Below are 25,589 nucleotides of genomic sequence, written 5' to 3'. Positions count from 1 at the left end.
CTAATTTATATGAATAAAATACACGATAAAACATTACAAGACCTTGAATTTTCTAAAGTCCTTACACAGGTTTCCGAAATCTGTAATACCGAACTAGGAAAAGAAAGTGCTTTACAAATAAAACCATTTCGAAAAAAAGAGGAACTTTTTACTTCTTTGCATTTAACGAATGAATACCTGGCTTCTTTTGAAAATAATAATAGCATCCCACCTCATTATTTTGATGCTATTTCTAAAGAGATTCAGCTATTAAAAATTGAAAATACGGTTATTGAAGTTGAAGGATTCAAAAAGATTGCTTCTATTTCTGTAACAGTAAATAATCATATTCTCTTTTATAAAAAATTTCATGAGTATTATCCTACGCTTCATCTACTTGCGCAGGAGATTGAATTTACAAAAGAAATTCAGCAACAAATAGAACAGGTAATAGATCGTTTTGGAGAAATAAAAGATGATGCTTCTCCTTCGCTATTCAATATTCGTAAGGATATGAATTTAGTTCGTGGTAAAATCAATCAAAGTTTTGCTGGTGCGCTGAGTAGTTATGCTTCGGCAGGTTTATTAGACGACATTAGAGAAACGGTAATTGATAACCGTCGTGTACTTGCTGTAAAAGCTATGTATCGAAAGCGTGTAAAAGGCGCTATTATGGGAAATTCCAAAACAGGAAGTATTGTTTATATTGAGCCAGAAGCTACGCGCCACTATAACCGAGAACTTAATAATTTGGAGTATGAAGAAAAGGAAGAAGTTCAGAAAATATTAAAATTTCTTACCAATTTCATCCGAGATTATAGAGACTTATTAATAGATTATCAAACATTTTTAACACGTATTGATGTAGTTGCTGCAAAAGCAAAGTATGCAGACAAGATGAATGCGCTTTTACCTAAAATTACAGAAGGAAGGCAATTTAACATTATAGACGCTTACCACCCACTTCTCTATTTAACCAATAAAGCTAAGCGAGAAAAAACATATCCGCAAACTATAGAACTGCATCAGGAAAACCGAATTATTGTTATTTCTGGACCGAATGCAGGTGGGAAAAGTATTACGCTTAAAACCGTTGGTTTATTACAGGTTATGCTCCAAAGTGGACTTTTAGTACCTGTACATGAACGGAGTGAAATGTGTTTGTTCGACAATGTTCTAACCGATATTGGCGATAATCAATCCATAGAAAACCATTTAAGTACCTATAGCTACCGATTAAAAAACATGAATTATTTCTTGCGAAAATGTAATCGGGAGACCTTATTTTTAATAGATGAGTTTGGAACAGGAAGTGATCCTGAGCTTGGAGGCGCTTTGGCGGAAACATTTTTAGAGGTGTTCTATGAAAGAGAAGCCTTTGGAATTATTACTACTCACTATGCTAATTTAAAAATGCTTGCCAACGATTTACCCCATGCTACTAATGCCAATATGCGTTTTGACAACCGTACGTTAGAGCCAGTTTTTAAATTAGTTTTAGGGGAAGCAGGAAGCTCTTTTACTTTTGAAGTAGCTCAGAAAAATGGAATTCCATATAGCTTAATTAATCGTGCTAAAAAGAAGATTGAGCGCGGAAAAGTACGTTTTGATGCTACCATTGCTAAACTACAAAAGCAACGGAGCAAAATGGAAAAAACATCTACCAATTTAAAAGAAGAAGAAGATAAGGCGCGTGATGAAGCTAAAAGATTGGAAGAATTAAATGTAAAAATAAAAGCCAAGCTTGAGAATTATCAGCAGTTATACGACCATAACCAGCGTATGATTTACCTAGGAAATAAAATAAATGATATTGCTGAAAGCTATTTTATAAATAAAAAAAAGCGTCCGCTTGTATCAGAATTTCTTAGAATTGTAGAGACAGAAAACTCCAAACGCAAAAGAGAATCGGCTGCTAAAAAGAAAGAAGAACGTGCCAAGAAAAAGGCGGTTGAAGCAGAAGTTCAAAAAGAGGTAAAAGTTATTAGGGAGAAGAAAAAAATAGAGAAAATAGAGAAAGCTAAAGTTCCAGAAAAACCGAAGCATATTTTAAAACTAGGAGATCGAGTACGTTTGATAGGGAGCAAATCTGTTGGAACCCTCGATAAGATTGAAAAAGGAAAAGCGCTAGTAAATTACGGGATGTTTACCACAAGTTCCGATTTAGATAAGTTAGAATTGGTAGAGGCTGTAAAGAAAAAAGGTTAAGCGGTAATGAGATATCTCTCGTTGGTCGATATGACTGCGATGCTTTAGTCATTTCGACTGAAAGGAGAAATCACATCCCTGTTTAACTCAAAGCATTTGCCGTAATGAGATGTCTCTCGTTGGTCGACATGACTGTGATGCTTTAGTCATTTCGCCTGAAAAGAGAAATCACATCCCTGTTTAACTCAAAGCATTTGCCGTAATGAGTTGTCTCCCGCTGGTCGACATGACTGCGATGCTTTAGTCATTTCGACTGAAAGGAGAAATCACATCCCTGTTTAACTCAAAGCATTTGCCGTAACGAGATGTCTCCCGCTGGTCGACATGACTGCGATGCTTTAGTCATTTCGACTGAAAGGAGAAATCACATCCCTGTTTAACTCAAAGCATTTGCCGTAATGAGATGTCTCCCGCCGTTCGACATGACTGCGATGCTTTAGTCATTTCGACTGAAAGGAGAAATCACATCCCTGTTTAACTCAAAGCATTTGCCGTAATGAGATGTCTCCCGCCGTTCGACATGACTGCGATGCTTTAGTCATTTCGACTGAAAGGAAAAATCACATCCCTGTTTAACTCAAAGCATTTGCCGTAATGAGATGTCTCTCGTTGGTCGACATGACTGTGATGCTTTAGTCATTTCGACTGAAAGGAGAAATCACATCCCTGCTTAACTCAAAGCATTTGCCGTAATGAGATGTCTCTCGTTGGTCGACATGACTGCGATGCTTTAGTCATTTCGACTGAAAGGAGAAATCACATCCCTGTTTAACTCAAAGCATTTGCCGTAATGAGATGTCTCCCGCTGGTCGACATGACTGCGATGCTTTAGTCTTTTATCTTTTTTCTTACAGCGAAGCGGTCTTGTATTTATATTCGGACATTAACGAAAGATAATTTTATAATACTGATTTACAGTTAATTAAAACTAAGCAAGAAAATCTTACTTAGCCTTTATTAAAGGATGATTCAACCCTCCTACTTCATTCTTTAGGACTTCGTATTTATCGAGATTTTCAAACAATTTTGTCAAACTTTTAAAGCCGTAACTTCTAGGATCAAAACTAGGGTCAATTTTTCTGATATTAGCACCTAGTTTGGAGATATGAGCTTCTTCTTCTTCATTTAAAGAAATCTCAAAAGCCTTATTAATAGTAGCTAAATCCTCTTTTGAAAGTTTTGCGGAGGTATTAGAGGATTTTGACTTCCCACTGGTAGCTATAGTTTCTGCTTTTGGTTTTTCCTTGGGTTTTTCAGGTTCTTTAGTAACCAAATTTTCGGTAAAAGTAAAGACCTCACACGATTTTACAAATGCTTCTGGAGTTTTCTTCTCTCCTATTCCCATTACAAAAAGTCCTTCTTCTCGAATCCTTTTTGCAAGTCCCGTATAATCGCTATCGCTCGAAACAATACAAAATCCTTCTATATTTTTACCATGGAGAATATCCATAGCATCAATAATTAAAGAGCTGTCTGTGGAATTCTTCCCTGTAGTATAAGAAAATTTTTGAATCGGACTAATAGAATGCTGATTGATAATTGACTTCCAACTATTCATTTGTTGCGATGTCCAGTCGCCATAAATTCTTCTAATAGTTGCTTTTCCATATTTAGAAACCTCTTCTATTATCTCTTTAATCAGTTTAGGTTGCGCATTATCTCCATCTATTAAAACTGCTATATTAAATTTGGTTTCTGGCAACTTAGAATTCATCATTTTATTCAATTTTTTTAAATTCAAAAGAAATTTTCATTTCCTTATTTGATACTGCTGCATTTAAAGAAGTATCCATTTGTTTATAGGCTATTTTTGTAGGAAATTCAATTTCTTTATTTTCAGCAATAAAACTATTTCCCTCCATTGTTGTTACTTTAAAAACTGTAGGATGTGGTTCTTTAGGTGCCAATACATGCAAATTCCACTTTCCATCAATCTTTAATAATTGCATGTTTTCTTTAAAAATAGTGTCATTACTTTTCAGCGTAAAGCTAAGACCTTTATATTCTTTATCAGTAATTTTCTTCCAAAACTCGTAAGTTACTTTCCCTTCTTCTTCATTAACGCGTTCCCAATTACCGAGAAGCCAATCAAAATTAGGACTTGCTTGTTCTCTACAAGAAAAACTAATAACGAGGATACATAAAATAAAAATACTTCTCATATTTATGGGATAAAAAAGACTCACTTTATAATTACTTGTCAAAATCTATAGACAAATTAAAATACACATTCTTATAGACTACATAAGCAACACCACCAAAGCACAGCAGTGAACTCCCCGACTTAATCAACAAAGTAGAAATTAAAAAATCCGAATTTAATATTTGGTATGAATTGTTAATATTATCAAGGTTTTTCTGACCAAGATTAAGGTCTATAATTGGGAGTAAAATCCAAATAAAAAAAATAGAGATATTTATTAATACCCCCATTCTAAAAACTGATTTTACATCTGCTTCGCTTTTAAAACTAAATGTTGACATGTATTTTGACATTCCCACAAAGGACAAAAGAGCAAAAACAACAGCCATATAGGCCGCTATAGCACTAGCTGTAAACACATTAATAGGAAATATGAATAAAATTCTTTCTAAAAGTTTAAAAAATAAAGTATAAATTCCATAAGGGTAAAATGCTCCAAATAGCATTCCAATCAAAACTAATACATAATTTTTGTTAGGGTTCATTGGTTGATTTGTTAAGTTATACAACTAAGATACTAAATAAAAATAGCGAAACCCTTTTGCTCTTAAAAATTGAGTTGAATTTTATAGATAAAATGAGAATCTTATACGTCTAAAAGCTAAAAATTTAGAGACTATAACTAAACGTTTAATATCTTCTTTTAAACGTTTAAACATATAACCCAAGTGTTTAGCTAAACTCTTGATGTTTTTAGATTAAAAATAGATGCGATAAGGTTAAAAATAGATCTTTTTAGCTCTAACAATCCACATTTTACAACTTTTCATTAAAGTTTTAATTTAAGTGACTAAAATTTGAAAGTAAGCCTTTAAAAATAGTATTCTAAAGCCTTAAAACTGCTTCTTTTTAACCAAAAACATGAGTAAAACACCAAAACAGAATACCTTTTGAGTGAAATGGAGAATCTATTTGAATCTGAATATCTTGACTGATTTCTCTATTTTATTTGCTAAATTAGTTTTATGAATCGTTAATAACCAATTACATAGACTATTTCTATATAATAAATAACTCCCTTGTGAGGGATTCAAATAAAATAAATTAACCTCATTTAAACCCAACAAACCTTTGATAAACTCGATAGGCTTGGTAAAAATTAAATATTTGTAAGTGAAAACCTTAATTTTAAGAAGTAAAATAAAATATGGATTCGAAATTTGAAGCAGGAATAAACATTGCCATAAAAATTCCTAAAAGTAAATATAAAAAGACAGTTGCTTTTTATAAAGATATTTTAAAATTAAAAGTTGAAGAAAAACCAATTGATAACCCTACTGTTTCTAAAACACACAAAGTAGATTTTGGAAATAACGTGATATGGTTAGACTGTGTAGACAACTATACGCATTCTGAAACTTGGCTTCAGCTTAAGGTGCCAAATGTAGAAGAAGCCACAAAATATTTAAAGTTAAAAGGCGTAGAAACTTGTGACGAACTTGAAGAACTTCCAGAGAATATGCATTGGATTCAGGATCCTGCTGGAACAGTTTTTAATTTACAACAAAGAGAAACAGAACTATAAACGGAACACTGATTTTTAAATCTTTGCTAAATGACAAAAATTATTTCAACTCCAAACTGTGGCAATTCTCCTAAAATGCAGTTTATAAAAGAATTCAATATTGCTTTTGCTAAAGGAGATGTTGCATTTATTATTGAAAGTATCGCGGATAATATTGTTTGGGATATAATCAGCTCCAAGAAAATAGAGGGAAAAGAAAATTTTGTGAAAGCGCTTAATAAAATGAAAAGTATTCAAACAACAGAATTAAAACTCGAACAAATTCTATCTCACGGAAAACAAGCAGCTGCCAATGGTATAATTACATTAGAAAGCGGCAAAAAATATGCTTTTTCAGATTTTTACCTCTTTAAAAGTGCAAAAGGTGCACAAATACAATCATTAACATCTTATGTAATAGAAGTATAAGTATACTAAATTGCTAGTTTATATTTGCCACTAATTCACAAATGAATTACTACACAGTACTAAGAAAACCTCTCCATTATCCGTATACCTGAGACTATAACTTAAACTTCCTAAAGATAAAAAGGGCTTTATTTTAGACTATTCTTATAAAAAAGGAAATAATTCCCATTTCTTTCCAATATCAAGGAGTAAATTTGCGACATGAAAATTTTAGTAATCGAAGATGAGCCGCAGTTACTCAATAACATAAAAGAGTCGCTTGAAAAGGAAAAATTTCTTGTTGAAACCGCTTCTGATTATTACAGTGCTATTGACAAAATCTTTATTTATGAATACGACTGTATTCTTTTAGATATTATGTTACCAAATGGGAACGGATTAACCCTTTTATCTGAACTTAAAAAAAAGGGTGAAAATGAAAATATAATAATTATCTCCGCCAAAGATTCGTTAGACGACAAACTCAAAGGGCTAGCGCTTGGAGCTGACGATTATCTTACAAAACCTTTTCATTTAGCCGAACTTAATGCCAGAGTGAATGCTGTTTTACGAAGACAAAAATTAGGGGGTAAAAATACACTTGAAATTGCCAATATAATTATAGATATAAAAGAGCGAACCTTTACTGTTAATAGTAAGGATATTGTTTTAAACAGAAAAGAATTTGATATTATAAATTATTTCTTACTCAACAAAAATAGATTGGTTACCAAGGCTGCTTTAGCAGAACATGTTTGGGGGGATAATGCAGATAATGCTGATAATTTTGATTTTGTGTATTACCAAATAAAAAATTTGAGGAAAAAACTACACTCATGTAATGCTGAAATAGAAATTGAATCTATTTATGGAATTGGATATAAATTGATTGAAATATGAAATTACTAAACCAATCCATAAAATATGTGTCATTTTCTATTTTAGCTATTGTTACAATTTGGGCGGGAATTTTTTATTTCAATATGCTCAACGAAATAAAAAGTAGTATTGACGAAGGACTTGAAAACTACAAACGTATAATCATTCAAAATTCTCAACAAGACACTACGCTTTTAAGCAAAAATTATTTTGACGAAAGCTTTTTTACTATTCAAAGAATTGAGAAAGAAAAAGCGCTGTCTGTAAAAGACAGATACCTAGACACTGTGCTTTATATGCAAGATGCGGATGATGATAAACCAGAGGCAGAACCCGTGAGAATGCTCATTACTGCTTTTGAGTTAAATGGTAAATTTTACGAACTCAAAGTTGCTAACTCAATGGTAGAAGAAGATGATTTAATAAAAGAGCTTCTTAACGATACCATTTGGCTGTATATTAGTTTAATAGTTGGAATAGTTTTTATCAACAATTTTGTATTAAAAAAACTTTGGAAACCTTTTTATGATTTTTTATCTCAATTAAAAAAGTACCGATTGGGAATCACTCAAAGTCTCCCTAAAGTAAAGACCAAAACAAAAGAATTTACAGATTTACAGAATGCAGTTAATGCCTTATTAAAGCATACTACAGAAACCTACGAACAACAAAAACAATTTATAGGAAATGCTTCGCACGAACTGCAAACACCTCTAGCTATTGCTACTAATAAATTGGAGTTGTTAATTGAAAAAGGAAATCTACAAAACAATCAAGCAGAAGATATTGCAGAAGTAATGAGTATAATAGAGCGATTAGTTCGTATAAACAAATCCTTATTGCTATTAACCAAAATAGAAAACAAGCAATTTCTAGATAACCATACGGTATCTATAAACGAAGTTGTTCAAAAAAATATTAACGATTTGGAGGACATTTCATCCTTCAAAGATGTAAAAATTCATTTAAAGGAAGAAGCACAATTGTCAGTAAAAATGGATGCTTCTCTTGCCAATGTAATTATTTCAAATTTATTGAGAAATGCAGTATTTCATAATAATACTAATGGAAGTGTTGTTGTAGAAATTACAGAAAAAAACATCAAAATTAGTAATACAAGTAGCAATCTAAAACTTGATGAGAAACTCATTTTTATTCGTTTTTATAAACCTGGAAACAAATCTATGGGTACAGGGCTCGGATTAGCTATTATTAAAGCTATTTCTGATTTGTACAGCTTTAAAATTTCTTATTCCTACAACAACTCTATGCATTTATTTCAAATTTCTTTTACGGAATAATCTAATTTAAATATTTACATCCCTCTCAATACGTAGTTTACTTTTATCCCTATGAGCAAATTCATTAGGTGCTTAAAAGATGCCAATTAAACATATTTCCTCCCAAAATTCCTTTGACTTATAGAATAGGTTTTGAAGAATCAACTCTTTTATAAAAGATAAGATTAAATAAATTCTTTTCCCAAGTCTTTCCAAATTTGGGTATTTCATTTGTTGTATAATTAAAAAATATACAAAATGAAAAAACAAATTTTAATTTTCGGTGCAGCAATAGTTATGAGTTCTATTACAAATGCACAAGACATTCCTCAAAGTCAGGTTCCATCAATTATTAATAACGAATTCAATAAACAATTCCCTAAAGCTACAGACGTAGAATGGGAAATGGCTGGTTATTTATACAATGTTGAATTTGAAATTAACTGGAATCAAGATCATGAAATATGGTATAACTCTGAAGGGAAAATAGTAAAACACAAAGAAGATATTTCTGTTAGTGAATTACCTAAAGTAGTAAACAACACCATCAAAAGGAAATTTAATGGCTATTCAATAGACGATTTGAAACGTATTACTGATAACGGACAAATAGTTTATAAAATGGAACTTAATGCCTTTACAAAACAAGATTGGGATATAGTAATAGATAACAATGGCGATGTAATAAGTAAAATAGCTGACTAAAATTCCCGAAATTATGCTAAGAACTCTTATAATTTTCCTTTTAGGATTCATTAGCAGTTCTAATTGCTTTGCCCAATTCTCTCCACCAGGATTGGGCAAAGTAAATACTGCTTCTTGGTTTGCAACTGGGATTAAACAAAGTTTAAATAAAAAAGAAACTATTACCTCTGCTACTTATTTTGGCTCTGGTAGAATTAGTAATCCTGATAATTATAATTTCTTCAACAAACAATCTATATATGTTTTAAATGAAGAAATATCTCACAGGTTTAAAAAAAATTGGAAATATGCTCTTGCGATAAGTTATAGATGGCAAAACAAATTTAAAACTACTCATCCCTATGAATTAGACACACCAAAGGCACGACAAGAATTAAGGTTATATGGCCGTTTTTACTATTTAAACTCTTATAAAATATTAGATTATTCCTTTAGTTATCGTCCAGAAATACGGTTTTTCTATAATCCCGATTTTAAATCAGCCACAAAGAACACTCAGTTTCGTTCTCGTATTCGAGCAAAAGGTTCGTTTAACTTAAATGCTTTAAAAACACGTAGGATTATAATTTCATCAGAATTTTTATTTTCCACAACCAAAACAATAAACTGGAGCAAATTTGAATATCAAGAAAGCCGTTTTTGTTTATACTATTCTTTAATTTTTCCTAGTGAGAAAATTAGATTGAATTTTGGTTATATGAATCAACTTGTCGGAAAAAAAACAATTACCGATGCACACTACCTTGCATTTGATATTATCTTAAAAAATCCGTTTTAATTACTAATCGCTAGCATAAAAAGATTTAGAATATCCTTAACAGTGGTAACTTGTATTTAGCTTTAAAAGGGATTAATTTTAAGGGAAATAAAAAAATAACATTCTAGTTAATTAGAATACATAAATCTTGAATTAATACATATGAAACTTTTAAAAGATAAAGTAGCATTAGTAACCGGAGCGGGATCTGGAATTGGTGAGGCTATAGCAAAATTATATGCTCAAGAAGGAGCAAAAGTTGTTGTAAACGATATTAATGTAGAAAATGGTAAAGCTGTGGTTACTCTAATAAAATCTGAAGGCGGTGAAGCTATTTTTATTGAAGCAGATGCAGCCGATGAGAAACAGGCTAAAAATCTAATTAAGCAAACCGTTGAAAAGTATGGAAAATTGGATATAGCATGTAATAATGCAGGAATCGGTGGAGAACAGAATATAACTGGAGCATATTCTATAGATAGTTGGAAGAAAGTAGTAGATATTAACTTAAATGGCGTGTTTTTTGGATGTAAATATCAGCTTGAAGAAATGGAAAAAAATGGTGGTGGCGTAATTGTTAATATGGCTTCTATTCATGGAACAGTTGCCGCTCCTATGTCTTCTGCTTATACTGCTACTAAACATGCGGTTGTTGGATTAACAAAAAATATAGGTGCTGAATATGGACAGAAAAACATTCGTTGTAATGCAGTAGGTCCTGCCTATATTGAAACTCCACTACTAAATGCTTTAGATGGAGATATGAAAAAACAATTAATTACTAAGCACCCAATGAATAGACTTGGAAGACCAGAAGAAGTAGCTGAATTGGTTTTGTTTTTAAGTTCTGAAAAAGCTTCTTTTATGACGGGAGGATATTACTTAATTGACGGTGGTTACACTGCTGTTTAATCCCACATGAGGGTTTTATTCCCCAGAGCCTGTCCTGAGTTTACCGAAGAGCTCTACGTCAAAATTGATTTAATTATTTTTCCTTTGAATACCTCGTAGGCTTGCCTGGAGGCAGTTTATTTCTGTAGGTAGTATATAGTATGTAGTACAAAGTATTAAGATGAAATAAGGATAGAGACTGAAGACTGAAGTTTATAACAAAAAGCTACCTAGTGAACACTTTTCTTTGTATTGAAAAATTTAAAGATTGAAGGATTGAAAAATTAAAGAAGTCGGAAGTCGGGAGAAAAAGGAGAAACAAGAATAAAGAGATGAGAATATAGAGAAGTCCGAAGACTGAAGTTTATAACAGCATTCTGTCTTCCGACTTCCGACTTTTTTCACATTTCCAAATCTTCAAATTAGAACATTCACAAATTTAAAACTTTGAACCTTTGCATCTTTGAGTCAAAAGTTACGCTGTTATGTAGTTACGATGTTACAAAGAAAAAACTGCTTATTGAACATTGAACACTGCATAATGTACTTCCCTGATATAGCTTAAAGCATAAAGCATCCTGACTTCGGTCTCCCAACTTTTTTACATCCACATTTCCAAATCTTCAAATTGACACATTTACATCTTTGCCCCTTTGAACCTTTGAACCTTTGAACCTTTGCCACTTTAAGTTAAAAGTTACAAAGAAAAAAACTGCTTAAAGCATAAAGCCTCATTACAAAGGAGGTCCTTATTTAACACCTCCAAAATTTTTACTTCATCTTTAAAATAATAAACTCTGAGCGTCGGTTTATATCATGTTGTTCCTCAGTACATTTAACACCATTGCTACATTCGTTAAGCAATCTAGATTCTCCATAACCAATAGCACTTTCAATGCGTTGAGATTCAATTCCCTGAGAAACAATATAATCTCTAGTCGCTTTTGCACGTTTGTCGGATAATTCCATATTATATTCATCGCGACCCCTAGAATCGGTATGCGATTCAATTTTGATTATCATGGCTGGATATTCTTTCATAATAGTTACTACTTTGTCAAGCTCTACAGTAGCTTTACTTGTAATATCCCATTTATCGAAATCAAAATAAATAAGTCCGATTTTAATTTTTAACATGCCATCCTCTTGAACAATTAAATTATGTTTAATTTGAAGAGGAATTTCATGTACAAATTCATTTTCATTAGGACTCACAAATACGTTTTCTTGTCCTTCATAACCTTCTTTTGATGCTTCTACTCTATAGGAAGTTTCACAAGAGATAGGAGTTTGGAAAGCATAACTCCCGTCTTCCGCAGAGCTAACACTATCTAGTACCTTGTCTCCCATATATAATTTAACAGTTGCATTAGCTTCAGGAGTACCATTGACAATATTTGTTACCGTTCCTTGAATAGATTGTACACATTTTTTGTCTCTTTGAAACGAATAAATATCATCATCTCCCGCTCCTCCTGCTCTATTTGACGACACATACCCTTGTTGTGTTGTTTCATTTATAATAAAAGCAAAGTCGTCTGCCTTACTATTTAAGGGTCTTCCTAAGTTAGAAGGTTTTGAAAATGTACCATCAGAAATAGTGGTTTCAAAAACATCAAGCCCTCCATACCCTAAATGTCCATCTGAAGCAAAGTAAATTTTATTTTTAGTTACATAAGGAAACATTTCTCTTCCGGCTGTATTAATCTTATCGCCTAAGTTTTTTGGACTGGAAAAGGTACCATCAGCATAAATATCTACTAGATAAATATCCGACCCCCCTAAAGTTCCTGGCATATCGGAAGTAAAATATAGCTTTTTCCCATCGGGGCTTAAGCTGGGGTGACCAACAGAATAATCATCACTACAAAAAGGAAGTTCTTCAAGATTTTTCCAATTGTTGTTATGAGCTACTGCTCTATATATTTTCAAATTATTACTCCCTTGAGCATCTCTTTTTAATCCATCTTTTAAATAATTATTTCTAGTGAAATAAATGGTATCAAATCCTTTGGTAAAAACAGCACTTGCCTCATGATATTTACTGTTAATAGATTTTGAAAATGATTTTACATTGGTTAAATCGGTACCTCCAGAAGTAGTATCTGCAATAAATAAATTTAAATAAGGCTGATTATTCCATCGATATTTCCGAGTTGTAAAAACACTAGAATCTCGTGTGGAAGCAAAAACTACATGATTTCCGTAATAAGCAGCTCCAAAATCTGAAAATTTGGAGTTAGAAGATAAGTGAGTAACATAAAACGAGGGTTGTAGATTCCGAAGCGCATCTATTAACTTATCGTTGTCTTTTAACTGGTCTACATTAAAAGTAGTATCGTTTAATTTTTCAGTATAAATTTTCATAATCCCTTTAGCTAGAACATAATTTCCAGTACCTTCTAAGGATTGGATGTACCGAAATGCATAGATAGGCTCAAGGTCGTTTTCATATTTTGAAAAAAGTTCGCCATACCATTTGGCGGCATTTTCCATATCAGAATTAAAAAAATACGAATCTCCTAAACGCATTAATGTTTCCTTAGAAGTATCGCCTTTTTTAACTGCACTTTCGTATTGTTGTGCTGCTTTTTTATACCAATAGCGATCAAAGTTTTTATCAGAAGTTCTGTCTTTAGTCTGAGCAAAAGAATAGACACTAGCCAAAGTTAAACACACTAAAAATATATTATTGATGTACTTCATATTTAAAAGAATCGTGGTGATTTTAATTTTTCTTTATCTGATTTAAATTCGAAACGAATGAATATTTCATGCGTTCCAGAACTATAGTTTTTCAGATTTGTGGTGGTCATATCATACGCATATCCAAGTCCTATTCCTTCGGTTATTTGAATTCCTAACAATCCGCTAAAAGAATCGCCCCATCTATAGGCTGCTCCTAAACTCAAACGATCGTAGAACAGAAAATTGGCTGAGAAATCTGCTATTACTGGTGCTGCAGGCACATATTTTACCATAAATGCAGGTTTGAATTTTACATTGTAACTTAAATCGAAAATTCTTCCTCCTATGAAATAAAAATGAACGCGCTCTACTCCTATTTCTTCCTCTACATCATCGTAATGATCTTCAGCAAAAAAATTAGGAACAGAAAGCCCTAGATAAGATTTTGAAGTATGGTAATAAACTCCAGCTCCTATAGTTGGATAAAATTTATTTATATCTCCTTGAAAAGCAACATCTGGGTTTTGATAAATTCCTTTACTAAAATCGGCATCAAAAAAACGACCTCCTGCTTTTAATCCAAAGGATAAAAGTTCATCATCATTATTCAAATGGACAGTATAAGAAAAATTAGCATCGATATAGAGTTCATTAGTTGGTCCCAAAGCATCATTTACAATGTTAAGTCCTAACCCTACATTTTTCCCAACAGGCGTATCAAAACCAAAGGTTTGCGTTTCTGGAGCTCCTTCTAGTCCTACCCATTGTGTACGATACAGACCTATAAGCGACATATGTCCGCGAGATCCCGTATAACCAGGATTTATACTCATAGTATTGTACATATACTGAGTGTATTGTGGGTATTGCTGAGCAAATGACATTCCGCTACAGATAAAAGCCAACGCAATTAATATATATTTCAAATTTTCTTTCATTCTAATGCTTCTTGTATTATTAGGCATCTAATTATTCTTTATCTACTTGTTAATATATAACCATCCTGTTAAGGGTTCCGAACCATCTTTTAAATCTAAAATATAATAGTATGTCCCTAATGGTAATACTTTATCGGTAGATTTTCCATCGGTAGTTCCATCCCAATCGTTGTTATAACCATCTTCTGCATGTACTAAACTTCCCCAACGGTTATAAACTTCTAAACGGTTTCCTGGGTAATTATTAATACAATCTATATAGAAGAAATCGTTTACACCATCCCCATTTGGAGAAAACTCATTGTAAATAGTTAAACAATTAGGATCTATAGTTGCTTGTGCGCTATCGTTTTCTGGATTGATATCTAATTGATCTAAATAAGCCAAGGATACAATGTTTACATAATCGTTAACATCCAATACTTTAGAAATTATCTCAAGAGTTGTATTTGTGTTTCCAGCAAGTGAACTAATGCTCCAAATTCCAGTAGTTTCATTATAACTTCCAGAAGTTGTTGTAGCACTAACAAACTCATATCCGCTTGGTAAATTATCTTCAATACCAATATTAGTGGCTTCAGTAGAACTTAAATTAGTAGCTGTTATAGTAAAAGTAACGTTAGCTCCTATACTTGGCTTCATTTTATCAACAGATTTTTCTAGTCCAATATCTACACTCATTGCATTTACTACCACACTAGCCTCATCGTCATCTGGAATACCATCATTTAAATCATCTGTATCAAAACTTGTATTCGGGTCGCTATCAGGATCGTCAACATCACTAGCTGTAATCTCCGCTCTATTAGTAAAGTCTTCTACATTTCCAGTTGGGGCTTCTACAATAGCTCTAATAGTTAGTGTTTCTGTTTCTCCGTCTGAAATAATATTGTTTAAACTCCAGATTCCAGTAGTTTCATTATAAACCCCTGCTGTAGCAAAATAAGATTCAAAAGTAAATCCAGCTGGGAGTAAGTCTGTTACTTCCACCCCAGTTGCATCATTATCTCCACTATTTTGAAGGTGAAGTGTAAAGCGAATAACTTCTCCTACATTCGGACTCGCATTATCAACTTCTTTTGTTAGAGATAAATCGGCAAGACCCGTAGGGAACGGACTTACAGTTGATTGGTCATCCTCTTCTGCATTATTATTAGGAGTAGAATCTGAATCCGTTTGATCTAAACCTACCAATTCAGCAGTATTAGCATACAAACCACTTTCCTGTACAGTTGCGGTAACCTCCAGTGTAACAATATCATTACTTGGTAAACTACCAATATTCCATCCTCCGGTTACCTCATTATAAGTTCCTGCAGTAGTTGTAGCGCTTACAAATTGATATCCAGAAGGTAGTAAATCGTTAACTACCACTCCAGTAGCATCACTCGGACCGTTATTAAGTGTTATAATAGTAAAAACAATCTCATCCCCAGTTTGTGGCTCTTGAATGTTAACTGTTTTTTCTACTTCAATATCTACCGTTACACGTGGTAAAGTCTGTGCTTCATCTTGATCGTCCTCATTATCATCACCATTAGCAGGTGTTGAGTCGGCATCAGTTTCATTAGCAGCAGTTACCTCAGCACTATTTAAATAGTTTCCGGTAGAATTAACACTCACTGTAATATTCATAATTATTGAAGCACCACTTGTTAAAGTTCCTACATTCCAGATTCCAGTAGTAGGATCATATAAACCTGCACTATTATCGGAAACATACGTATATCCATCTGGGAGCATATCGGTTATTTGAACCCCTGTTGCTGTACTTGGTCCTGCATTTTCTAAAGTTAACGTAAATACAATCTCATCTCCAGTATCTGGACGTAACACATTCACTTCTTTTTCAAGAGAAAGATCTATTATTGATGCTGGAGTTACCAGTACTTCTGAATAATCATCCTCAGAAACATCTCCATTATTCGGAGTAGAATCTGGATCTGTATTATCTGAAGCTGTTATTTCTGAAGTATTTAAATATTCATCTGTAGCTCCAGTTGAAGCATTTACACGTGCTATAAGGGTGAGTGTCTGACTACCACCTGAAAGTATAGGTGTATTTATGTTCCATACTCCAGTTGCCGCATCATAATTTCCATTAGTAGAAGTACTTCCAATATAGGTAAATCCACTTGGTAACATATCGGTTACTTGAACTCCTGTTGCAATACCAGGCCCTTGATTATCTACAGTAAGAATAAACTGAATAGGATCTCCCACATTTGGAGTTGCATTTCCTACTGTTTTAGTTAACATTAAATCGGCATTAGCCACAGGAATTACCGTTACAGTAGATTGATCGTCTTCAGTTTCCACTCCATTTCCAGGTGTTGAATCTGGATCTGGGGCATCGGCAGCAATTAATTCGGCCGTGTTGGTATAATTTCCAAGTGCCCTTACTCTTGCTGATATAGTTAATGTTACCGTAGCTCCATTGGCTAAATCGCCAATATTCCATGTTCCTACCGACTCATCATAAGTTCCTACAGAAGCACTTGCACTTTCAAAACTTAATCCTGAAGGAAGAATATCTCTTACTACAATTCCTGTAGCGTCACTAATATTAGCACCACTATTAGAATTATTTAAAACAGAGATGGTATAATTAATTACATCCCCAATTCCAGGAGTATCATCATCAACTGTTTTTACTACTTCTATATCTGTAGGTCTACGAGGAACAACAGCCATTTGACCAAAATCGTCTCCCGTGCCATCTGCAGGCTGCGAGTCAACATCTTCTTGATCCACAGCTGTAACCTCAGCAGTATTTAAATAAGTTCCTGTAGAATTTACTGTAACATTAAGCTGAAGAAAAACTGTTTCCCCTGCACCAAGATTTGGTAAGCTCCAAACTCCCGTACCATTATTATAAGTTCCGTCTCCAGAAGAAGAAACAAAAGTATACCCACTTGGTAAGGCGTCGGTAACTTCTATATTTGTGGCTTCATTTGGTCCATCATTACTTAATGCCAAAGTAAAATTGATAGTCTCACCTACATCTGGCAATAATTTACTCACTAATTTATCTAAAGAAAGATCGATTAACGTATTAGGCGTAACCTCTGCATCATCTGTATTATTTGTAGTATCTGGATCTGTTTGATCTGCAGCTGTAATTTCAGCAACATTTAAATAATCTCCCGTTGCATTTACTCTAGCTACTACTAATCCATTTACTTCTGCTCCCACAGGAATATCTCGTCCTATTGTCCAAACTCCTGTAGTGGTATCATAATTACCATCGCCATTAACACCTACAAGCGTATAACCACTAGGTAATAAATCGGTTACTTGTACCCCACTAGCTATTGCGGGTCCGTTATTAGTAACTTTAATTGTAAAACTAACCAGTCCACCTACATCTTGAGTGGAAGGACTTACAGATTTTGTCAATACCAAATCTGCTGGAAATTGAGGAGTTACAACAACGGTGGCATAATCGTCTTCAGTAGGATCATTATTAGAAGGCTCAGAATTTGGATCCAATTGATCTTGACCAGTTACTTGTGCTGTGTTTACATAAGAACCTGTGGCTTCAACCGTAGCTGTAATAGTTAAGGTTGCTGTAACTCCAACTGCTAAATCCCCTACATTCCATGCGCCTGAATTAGGTATATATGTATTAGTTCCCGTAGTTGCTGTATAAGTTAGATACGCGAATCCTGGTTGGTTTAATTTATCTGAAACAATCACTCCAGTTGCGTCCTGCGGACCACTATTTGTAACAGTTATTGTAAAGACAACATTGTCTCCAACAATTGGAAACTCTTCATCTACTGTTTTAGTTACTGAAAGGTCAATTTGTGTTGGATTCGGAGTTATCTGTACCTCTGCTTGATCGTCTTCTGAATCTTCCGCATTGTTTGGAGTGGAATCCGTATCTTCTTCATCGGCACTAAAAACCTCGGCTACATTTAAATAATTATCAAGCGGAATTGGTTGAGTATCGTCATACAGTAATACTTTAGCAGTAATCTCAAGAGTTGAAGTTCCACTTACCGAGATATTTCCAACCGTCCAAATCCCTGTTGTTTCATCATAAGTTCCTCCACTATTATCTGATACATATTCCAAACCAGCAGGCAATAAATCTTTAACCTCTACATTGGTAGCCTCACTAGGTCCATCATTGGTTACATTGATAGTAAACATAACTTCCTCTCCAATATTTGGAGTAGTGTTGTCTACTGCTTTGGTTAGCGATAAATCGATTTGCGGAATTGGAGTTACTTCGGCTTCAGCTTCATCATCATCTGCAATACCATCTCCTAAATCGTCTGTATCAAAACTTACAGAAACATCTGAATCTGGATCATCATTTGCCGAGGCGGTAATTTCTGCTTGATTTAGATAATCTCCTGATGGATTAACAGTAGCAACAATTTGTAAATTATCAACTTCTCCAACTCCAAGAGGACTTGACATCGTCCAATTTCCAGATATTGGGTCATACGCACCTTCCGTAACAGTAGATCCAACATAGGTATATCCGCTAGGTAATAAATCATTAATAATAACTCCAGAAGTAGTGTTAGGTCCGTCATTAGTTACCGTAATCGAGAAAATTACATTCTCTCCAACCTCTTGTTCAGTTACATTAACTGTTTTAGTTAAACTTAAATCGGAGATTAAAATAGCATCTAAATCTACTCCGTCTTGATCATCTTCTGTAGCTACATTATTATTTGGTGTAGAATCTGCATCTGTTTCATCTAAATCTACTAGCTCAGCTACATTTGTAAAATCTCCTGATCCTGTAGTTACAATTAATGTTTCTATTGATAATGTTTCGGTTGCCCCTGCTGCTAAATTCCCTACTACCCATGTTCCAGGACTTCCATCCGTATAAAGTCCTGTTGAAGCTACATCCGATTGATATGTAAAATTATCGCCCATACGATCCTCAATAACTACACTCGTAGCATCTCCAGGACCATTATTAGTAACAGAAATAGTAAATGTTACAGTGTCTCCATCTGTTACTGTTTGTACATCTGATATTTTAGTTACTTCAATATCAACAATATTTTGAGGTGTTGTACTTGCTAGTGCAAAATCATCTTCAGTTGGATTATTATTCCCAGGAGTAGAATCTGGATCGTATTGATCGCTTGCAGTAACCTGTACTACGTTTACGTGTGCTGCTAAGGAACCATTCCCTGCTTCTACAGTAGCTGTATATTCTAACTCAACTACATCTCCTGAAAGTACAGTTAAACCATTCCATATAATTGTACTACCACTAATTACTCCTCCTTGATTTGCGGTTAGTGCTGTATAACCCGAAGGTACTAAATCTCTTATCTCTACTCCTGTAGCATCATTAGGGCCATTGTTACTCACCTCAATAGTAAAAGTTACTATCTGCCCTATATTTGGGGTTGAGTTATCTACAGTTTTAGCAATACTTAAATCTGCAGATGCTGGGGTAATTTCTATACTATCTTCATCATCTTCACTTTGATCTCCATCATCGTTATTAGGTGTAGAGTCTATATCCACCTGATCCATTGCTGTTATTTGCGCTGTATTTACATATTCGTTTACAGTTCCTCTTGGAGCTAAAACTTCAGCAGTAAACGAACCTGAAACCGTTCCTCCAGCTGGGACATTAAACCCTGTCCAAGTAACTATACTTCCTATGTAGGAAGCATTGGCATCTACCGAAACAATGGTAAATCCTGCTGGCACATAATCTTGTACAGCAACATTGGTTGCCGCTGTTGTACTCTCATTAGTAACAGATAAGTTAAAAGTTACTACATCGCCTACATTTGGGTTGGCATTACTTACCGTTTTAGATAACGATAAATCTGTTTGTGAAATAGGAACTGTTAATTCAACTTCATCATCATCTGCTATCCCATCATTTAAATCGTCTTCATCGGTACTTGAGCTTGGATCGCTATCAGGATCATTATTACTAGAATTTGTTATTTCTGCAACATTGGTATAATTAGTTCCAGTAGCATTAGGCATAGCTCTATAAATTAAGGAACTAGTAAATCCACTATTCAAACTAATATTATTCCAAGTAATAGAATTATCTCCTGTATTGTATTGTCCATTATTTGTTGCTGAACCCGTAACAAAAGTATAGCCATCTGGAATAGTATCTTTAACGCTAATATTTGAAGCATCTCCAGGTCCATTATTTACAAGGTTTAGACGAAAAGTTACTTCTTCTCCAATATTAGCTTCGGTAACATTGGCAGATTTTGTTAATTCTAGGTCGGCTGATTCTACCGTTACTAAAACTGAATCCTCATCATCGTCGGCTATACCATCATTTAAATCGTCTGTATTAAAGCCAGTAACAGGGTCACTATCGGGATCTATTTGATCTGACGCAGTAATTAGGGCTCTATTTTCATAGTTTCCTGTTTTGTTTACAGTAGCCTGAAACTCTAAGGTTACTGTTTGTCCTAACGCAACTTCAAGATCTTCCCAAAGTATTGCTAAATTCCCAGAGTAATATATCCCTCCATTTGTTGCTGAATTTGGCACAAATGTATATCCGTTAGGAATTAAATCTGCAACAGATATTCCTGTAGCATCTGAAGTTCCTGTGGCATCATTATTAAATACATCAATAGTAAAGGTAACCACATCTCCAGGTGAAGCTGTTGTAGGATTTGCAGTTTTGGTAATCTCTAAATCGGCACTTCCAATAATATCTACTCTAACAACATCTGTAGATTGTGTACAAACCCCGTTAGAAATTGTCCAAGAAAAATAATAAGTCCCTTTAGAAACATTCGCCACCGATGTTGAAGGATTTGCTGGATTTGTAAAAACAGCCGCCGTAGGTCCAGAAACCATTGCCCATGTTCCTTGCCCAACTGTAGGTGTATTTCCTGCCATAATTAACGGAGTAAACTCTGCAATTGTTTGGTTAGGTCCAGCTTCTGCAGTTGTTGGACTTGCAAATACTTTAATTAGCATGCTATCCATATCACTACAACCTCCTTTCTCTGTAGTCCACATCAATTCATAATCTCCAGCCACTAAATCTAACAAGGTAGAATTAGGGTTATTAACATTTCCAAAAGTTGGCGTATTTGGACCACTTACCACCGACCATGTTCCTACGGTTGCATCACCACTAGGAATATCTCCTGCATCCAAAGTAGTGGTTGTGCTTGTTGCTGGAGCTACTAAACAAATTTCTTGATCTGCACCTGCATCTGCAACGATAGGCGGATCATCTGTAAAGGTTACAGCTACTGTATCTTCTGTTGGTGCGCAAGCAGATGGCGCTTGATAAGGTCCCGTAGAAACGGTCCATTTTAATGTATACGTTCCTAATGCTGTAATATTTGAAAGCGTGGTAGTTGGAGAATTTGGACTATCAATAATAGCATCGCCTCCAGAAGGGTCTGTTTCAAAACTCCAGCTCCCTACCCCTGCTGTTGGAGTTACAGCACTCATTTGAGCGGTTAATATACATGCGTTTGTTTGGTCTGGCCCCGCATCTGCTTGAGATGGTTCTGGATATACTACTAAACGTACTACATCTGATTCGGTTGTACAATTTCCTGCACTAAAATTCCACTCAAGAATATAAAACCCTGCAACATCCAATCCTGTAATAGTTGTAGTTGGTGATGATGGGTCTGTAATAGTAGCAACACCACCATCTGGTTGATAAGCTATTCTCCATTCTGCGGTTATTCCTGCTGGAGGGACATTTCCATTTAATGTATATGTATTGACAGGTTGAAGGTCTGCTCGACATAATTCTTGATCTGGTCCTGCTACTGGAGGAAACTCTGGTGACCCTGTATTTATTATAGTTACATCATCCGAAGTAATACACCCTGGACTATCTGTAGTAAAACGAAATACATAATCGGCTCCCGGTTCTATTTGTGCATTGGCAATATTACTATTTGTAGGACTCTGATTTATAACAGCATTTGTTCCTGTAGAAGACACCTGAGACCATGTTCCAGTAGAGCCTTCTTCTGCTTGAAGGAATACATTGGTGGCATTACATAAGTTTTGATCTGGCCCTGCATTGGCGGGAGTCCCTATGGTAACTTGAACTTCATCTGTACTGGCCTCACAATTAGGGTCGCCTTTAATAGACCATATAAATGTATAGGTTCCTGTTAATAAATTTGTTACTGTGGTATTTGGATTGGTTGGGTCTGTAATAACAGGAGTATTACGCCCCCCTGGCCCTACAGTCCAAGTTCCTGTTTCTGTATTTGTATCGTAACTATTTGCCGCTAAAGTTATGGTGTTTCCTCCATCACAAATAGATTGATCCGGTCCTGCATTAGCTATAGTTGAAGGAATTCCCACATTTAGCGTTACTTGATCGCTAGCTGTAGAACATTGACCAGCACTCACCGTCCATTCAAAAATATAAGTTCCAGAATATGTAAAATTAATATCTGTTGTTGGATTTGTTGGATCTGTAATAGTATAGCCTCCTGGCCCAATTATTTGTGTCCATTCTCCTACCCCATTTGAAGAAGTAGCAGTCATTGTAAAAGTACTAGCACAAGCCGTTTGGTCGGGACCTGCATTGGCAGTTGCCTCTCCATCAATTACAATAGAAACAGAATCTTCAGTAGGTGTACAACCATTAATTCTACTTATAGTCCATGTAAAAGTATATTCGCCATCTGCTGGAATTGTAACAGACGTATTTGGATCGTTTACATCTGCTATAACAGGGCCAGCTGGAGAAACTGTCCACAAACCTGTTTCTATTAATGCTGGAGTATTTCCTTCTAAAGAAATTTCTGTGGTACCAGAAGCATAACAACGGTCGTCTCCTGCTTCTGCTTCTGTTGGTCCTGCGGAATCAGAAGTACTTATAACCACTTCATCACTTCCTATTGAAGAACAATCGGATGTCGTATTTTCTACTGTCCATTGTAATGTATAAATAACGTTTTCATCATCAAAACCTGTAGCTATGGTATTTGGGTCATTTGCATCTTCAAAAACAACTGTTTGAGGGGCTCCATCGGCTACTTGAGACCACGTTCCTGTTTGTCCATCCACAGGAGTACTCCCTGCCATTTGCACTTCTATTCCTGTACATAAATCTAATTGATCTGCCCCTGCATCAACATCTCCATCTACAATTTCATCCGATACAGTTACCCTCACATCAGATTGTAACGTTTTATCTGGATTACAAGCCCCGCCAGCTGTATTCACCGTATATCTAAACACATAAATACCAGGAACTAAACCCGTTACAGAAGTTACCCTATCAAAGGGATTCACAAAATTTGCCGTACTAGGCCCTGTAAGTTGTGTCCAAACAGATTCTCCTGAATCTACATTATTTCCCGTAAGTTCAGTTTCAGTTATACCGCATGCTAAAGTTTGATTTGTCCCTCCATTGGCAGGTGTTGGTGCCTTAGAGATCGTAACATTTATTTCATCAGTAGCTACATCACATTCTGAAAGAATATCTCCCGTAACTCTTCTTCTAAAAGACAACACATACGATCCTGATTGTTCAAAAGTTATTTCTAAAGGTGATGAATTCGGAAAACTTTGATATGCGGTTGGATATGAGAAAGCTGATGGCGGACCACTAACAATATTCATTTACACCATTACCTGTTGTGGCAAATGGAATACTTATAGTTTCCATACCACATTCTCCAATAATATCCATTCCGTTATTCACTTCTATAGCTAAGTTATTATCGCTATAACTAACCCTTACATTACTAGATGTAGAACACCCTGTTTCTTCATTTATAATAGTATAATTGAATTGATAGGTATTATTATAAGACAGACCAGTTACTGCCGTAGTAGAACTATTTGGATTAGAAATAGTGGCTGGTGGACCGCTTGTTTGTGTCCATAATACTGTTTCTCCTGCATAATCAGGTTCGTTCCCTACCAAGGTAGTTTGTGTTACACTAGAATTACAAAATACTTGATTCCCATTTTGAACAGTAGCTTGTGTAACATCTTGAGAAGCTCCATCAACAGTTATTGTTACCGTATCGGAACCATTTACACATGGCCCAGAAACAGTCCAACGAAATACATAAGTCCCTTCAAACAATCCAGTAACTTGTGTATTATTATCGTTCGGATTTACAATAGTAGGCTCACGAGTACCAGTTACAAATGTCCATGTACCCTGCTGTCCTCCTGTTCCATTTCCTGCAAAACTTCCGTTTAAATTAGTAGATTGAGATACAGTATAACAACTATTTAAAATTTGATCCGGACCAGCATCAACTGGTTCTACACCTCCATAATTTGTAATGGTAATTTCATCATAAGTCTCACATCTAAGACCAGGAGCATATTCTGGACCACTAATAGTCCACCGCAACGTGGTAGTTCCAGCAGAACCTTGAGACAAATCTAACGTTGTACTAGGAGCAGTAGCATTATTAATAGTAACCCCAGCACCATTATTACCTATAATACTCCACACCCCTGTTTCTCCTGCATTTGAAGGCGTATTTCCTGTAATAAGCACCCCTCCAGAACTATCAGGACAAGAAGTAATATCTGTACCAGCATTAGCTATAGTAATAGGTTCTACAGTTATAGTAACATCTTGAAAAACGGAAACACCATCCCTACACATAGCACTCAACCTAAAAGTATAAGTGTTCCCACCTATCATCCCTGTAATGGCCGTTTCTAAATTATTTGGATCTTCAATAGTAACTGCAGATCCGCTTACCTGACTCCAAACAGCATTACTATTTAAATTTCCTGCAGTAGAACCAGAAAGTTCAAAAGAAGTTATATCCCCACAAATAGTCTCATCAATTCCTGCATTAACACTACAATCTTGAGCATTTGCAGTAAATACACATAAAAATAAAACTAATAAAACACATAGTTTCCCTTGAAGTTTAAAATGTTTACTATACGTTTTATAGGATACTGAAATTAAAGACAAAAAAGAAGAGTAATATTTAACCATGTAGATTATATTGACCTGTTAGTTATAAGTACTGATAGTTAACTTGATAAGCAGTAAAAATAAATAAAAAAAATATTTTCTTGCAAACAATGTGATATTAAACTACAAAATATAGAAAACTATCAATTATTAATTAATTATTTTAATAATCAAAAATATGTTCAGGGGAAGGGAAAATCTTATTCATCATAAATTTAAATAATTTTAACA

Annotated in this window: 15 protein-coding genes; 8 read left to right on the top strand and 7 right to left on the bottom strand. The window is 34.6% G+C overall.

Translation table 11 applies throughout. The features are described from left to right. Positions 1-9: 9 nt before the first annotated feature. Positions 10-2,187 (top strand): endonuclease MutS2, encoded by a 2,178-nt coding sequence (locus tag JOOMADRAFT_RS15045; RefSeq protein WP_008614842.1) that lies wholly within the window; start codon positions 10-12, stop codon positions 2,185-2,187. A 943-nt stretch (positions 2,188-3,130) separates the two neighbouring features. Here the strand turns inward: JOOMADRAFT_RS15045 and JOOMADRAFT_RS15040 are convergent. From JOOMADRAFT_RS15040 to JOOMADRAFT_RS15030, 3 genes are read right to left on the bottom strand one after another with little or no spacing between them, the layout of a single operon-like run. Then, the gene (locus tag JOOMADRAFT_RS15040; RefSeq protein ID WP_008614831.1) at positions 3,131-3,904 is read right to left on the bottom strand and encodes an NYN domain-containing protein; all 774 of its coding nucleotides are present in this window, start codon (positions 3,902-3,904) and stop codon (positions 3,131-3,133) included. Position 3,905: 1 nt separating this feature from the next. Continuing rightward, positions 3,906-4,349 (bottom strand): DUF6265 family protein, encoded by a 444-nt coding sequence (locus tag JOOMADRAFT_RS15035; RefSeq protein WP_050989702.1) that lies wholly within the window; start codon positions 4,347-4,349, stop codon positions 3,906-3,908. Positions 4,350-4,380: 31 nt separating this feature from the next. Further along, positions 4,381-4,875 (bottom strand): hypothetical protein, encoded by a 495-nt coding sequence (locus tag JOOMADRAFT_RS15030; RefSeq protein ID WP_008614829.1) that lies wholly within the window; start codon positions 4,873-4,875, stop codon positions 4,381-4,383. Positions 4,876-5,537: 662 nt separating this feature from the next. On the opposite strand from JOOMADRAFT_RS15030, the gene JOOMADRAFT_RS15025 reads away from it, so the two are divergent. The 7 genes from JOOMADRAFT_RS15025 (at position 5,538) to JOOMADRAFT_RS14995 (ending at position 10,835) form a co-directional block, all read left to right on the top strand. Beyond that, positions 5,538-5,915, top strand: a complete 378-nt coding sequence (locus JOOMADRAFT_RS15025) for a VOC family protein (protein WP_008614828.1) — start codon at positions 5,538-5,540, stop codon at positions 5,913-5,915. 30 nt (positions 5,916-5,945) lie between these two features. Then, positions 5,946-6,323 carry a nuclear transport factor 2 family protein gene (locus tag JOOMADRAFT_RS15020; protein ID WP_008614827.1) on the top strand — a complete coding sequence of 126 codons (378 nt, stop codon included), beginning with the start codon at positions 5,946-5,948 and terminating at the stop codon, positions 6,321-6,323. A gap of 201 nt (positions 6,324-6,524) precedes the next feature. Next, entirely contained in the window at positions 6,525-7,202 is a 678-nt protein-coding gene (locus JOOMADRAFT_RS15015; RefSeq protein WP_008614826.1) for a response regulator transcription factor, read from the top strand. Further along, complete coding sequence (locus JOOMADRAFT_RS15010) at positions 7,199-8,482, top strand: sensor histidine kinase (protein WP_008614825.1); 1,284 nt, start codon at positions 7,199-7,201, stop codon at positions 8,480-8,482. Before JOOMADRAFT_RS15015 ends, JOOMADRAFT_RS15010 begins: the two co-directional genes overlap by 4 nt. Before the next feature lie 237 nt (positions 8,483-8,719). Then, complete coding sequence (locus JOOMADRAFT_RS15005; RefSeq protein WP_008614824.1) at positions 8,720-9,166, top strand: PepSY-like domain-containing protein; 447 nt, start codon at positions 8,720-8,722, stop codon at positions 9,164-9,166. A 91-nt stretch (positions 9,167-9,257) separates the two neighbouring features. Then, positions 9,258-9,944 carry a DUF2490 domain-containing protein gene (locus JOOMADRAFT_RS15000; RefSeq protein WP_245547682.1) on the top strand — a complete coding sequence of 229 codons (687 nt, stop codon included), beginning with the start codon at positions 9,258-9,260 and terminating at the stop codon, positions 9,942-9,944. 141 nt (positions 9,945-10,085) lie between these two features. Further along, entirely contained in the window at positions 10,086-10,835 is a 750-nt protein-coding gene (locus JOOMADRAFT_RS14995; RefSeq protein WP_008614821.1) for an SDR family NAD(P)-dependent oxidoreductase, read from the top strand. A gap of 750 nt (positions 10,836-11,585) precedes the next feature. Here the strand turns inward: JOOMADRAFT_RS14995 and JOOMADRAFT_RS14990 are convergent. From JOOMADRAFT_RS14990 to JOOMADRAFT_RS14975, 4 genes are read right to left on the bottom strand one after another with little or no spacing between them, the layout of a single operon-like run. Further along, positions 11,586-13,520: an OmpA family protein gene (locus JOOMADRAFT_RS14990; RefSeq protein ID WP_008614819.1), complete on the bottom strand. Its 1,935-nt coding sequence runs from the start codon at positions 13,518-13,520 to the stop codon at positions 11,586-11,588. A gap of 2 nt (positions 13,521-13,522) precedes the next feature. Next, a complete protein-coding gene (locus tag JOOMADRAFT_RS14985) occupies positions 13,523-14,440 on the bottom strand; it encodes a PorP/SprF family type IX secretion system membrane protein (protein ID WP_040880134.1) in 918 nt (305 codons plus the stop codon). A 42-nt stretch (positions 14,441-14,482) separates the two neighbouring features. Further along, positions 14,483-24,025 carry a T9SS C-terminal target domain-containing protein gene (locus tag JOOMADRAFT_RS14980; RefSeq protein ID WP_008614814.1) on the bottom strand — a complete coding sequence of 3,181 codons (9,543 nt, stop codon included), beginning with the start codon at positions 24,023-24,025 and terminating at the stop codon, positions 14,483-14,485. Next, positions 24,012-25,379, bottom strand: coding sequence for a PKD domain-containing protein (locus tag JOOMADRAFT_RS14975; protein WP_008614813.1), 1,368 nt, complete (start codon positions 25,377-25,379; stop codon positions 24,012-24,014). The genes JOOMADRAFT_RS14980 and JOOMADRAFT_RS14975 overlap by 14 nt, the downstream gene beginning before the upstream one ends. Between the last annotated feature and the right edge of the window lie 210 nt (positions 25,380-25,589).

Source organism: Galbibacter orientalis DSM 19592 (genome assembly GCF_000260115.1).
Lineage (GTDB): Bacteria > Bacteroidota > Bacteroidia > Flavobacteriales > Flavobacteriaceae > Galbibacter > Galbibacter orientalis.
This window is presented reverse-complemented; position numbering and strand designations above follow the sequence as displayed.

What these genes read in the sequence shown, in the direction of transcription:
- JOOMADRAFT_RS14990 (WP_008614819.1), bottom strand. Translation starts at nt 13,520, where the DNA reads ATGAAGTACATCAATAATATATTTTTAGTGTGTTTAACTTTGGCTAGT.
- JOOMADRAFT_RS15015 (WP_008614826.1), top strand. Translation starts at nt 6,525, where the DNA reads ATGAAAATTTTAGTAATCGAAGATGAGCCGCAGTTACTCAATAACATA.
- JOOMADRAFT_RS15045 (WP_008614842.1), top strand. Translation starts at nt 10, where the DNA reads ATGAATAAAATACACGATAAAACATTACAAGACCTTGAATTTTCTAAA.
- JOOMADRAFT_RS15020 (WP_008614827.1), top strand. Translation starts at nt 5,946, where the DNA reads ATGACAAAAATTATTTCAACTCCAAACTGTGGCAATTCTCCTAAAATG.
- JOOMADRAFT_RS14995 (WP_008614821.1), top strand. Translation starts at nt 10,086, where the DNA reads ATGAAACTTTTAAAAGATAAAGTAGCATTAGTAACCGGAGCGGGATCT.
- JOOMADRAFT_RS14985 (WP_040880134.1), bottom strand. Translation starts at nt 14,440, where the DNA reads ATGAAAGAAAATTTGAAATATATATTAATTGCGTTGGCTTTTATCTGT.
- JOOMADRAFT_RS15035 (WP_050989702.1), bottom strand. Translation starts at nt 4,349, where the DNA reads ATGAGAAGTATTTTTATTTTATGTATCCTCGTTATTAGTTTTTCTTGT.
- JOOMADRAFT_RS15005 (WP_008614824.1), top strand. Translation starts at nt 8,720, where the DNA reads ATGAAAAAACAAATTTTAATTTTCGGTGCAGCAATAGTTATGAGTTCT.
- JOOMADRAFT_RS15030 (WP_008614829.1), bottom strand. Translation starts at nt 4,875, where the DNA reads ATGAACCCTAACAAAAATTATGTATTAGTTTTGATTGGAATGCTATTT.
- JOOMADRAFT_RS15025 (WP_008614828.1), top strand. Translation starts at nt 5,538, where the DNA reads ATGGATTCGAAATTTGAAGCAGGAATAAACATTGCCATAAAAATTCCT.
- JOOMADRAFT_RS14975 (WP_008614813.1), bottom strand. Translation starts at nt 25,379, where the DNA reads ATGGTTAAATATTACTCTTCTTTTTTGTCTTTAATTTCAGTATCCTAT.
- JOOMADRAFT_RS14980 (WP_008614814.1), bottom strand. Translation starts at nt 24,025, where the DNA reads ATGAATATTGTTAGTGGTCCGCCATCAGCTTTCTCATATCCAACCGCA.
- JOOMADRAFT_RS15040 (WP_008614831.1), bottom strand. Translation starts at nt 3,904, where the DNA reads ATGATGAATTCTAAGTTGCCAGAAACCAAATTTAATATAGCAGTTTTA.
- JOOMADRAFT_RS15010 (WP_008614825.1), top strand. Translation starts at nt 7,199, where the DNA reads ATGAAATTACTAAACCAATCCATAAAATATGTGTCATTTTCTATTTTA.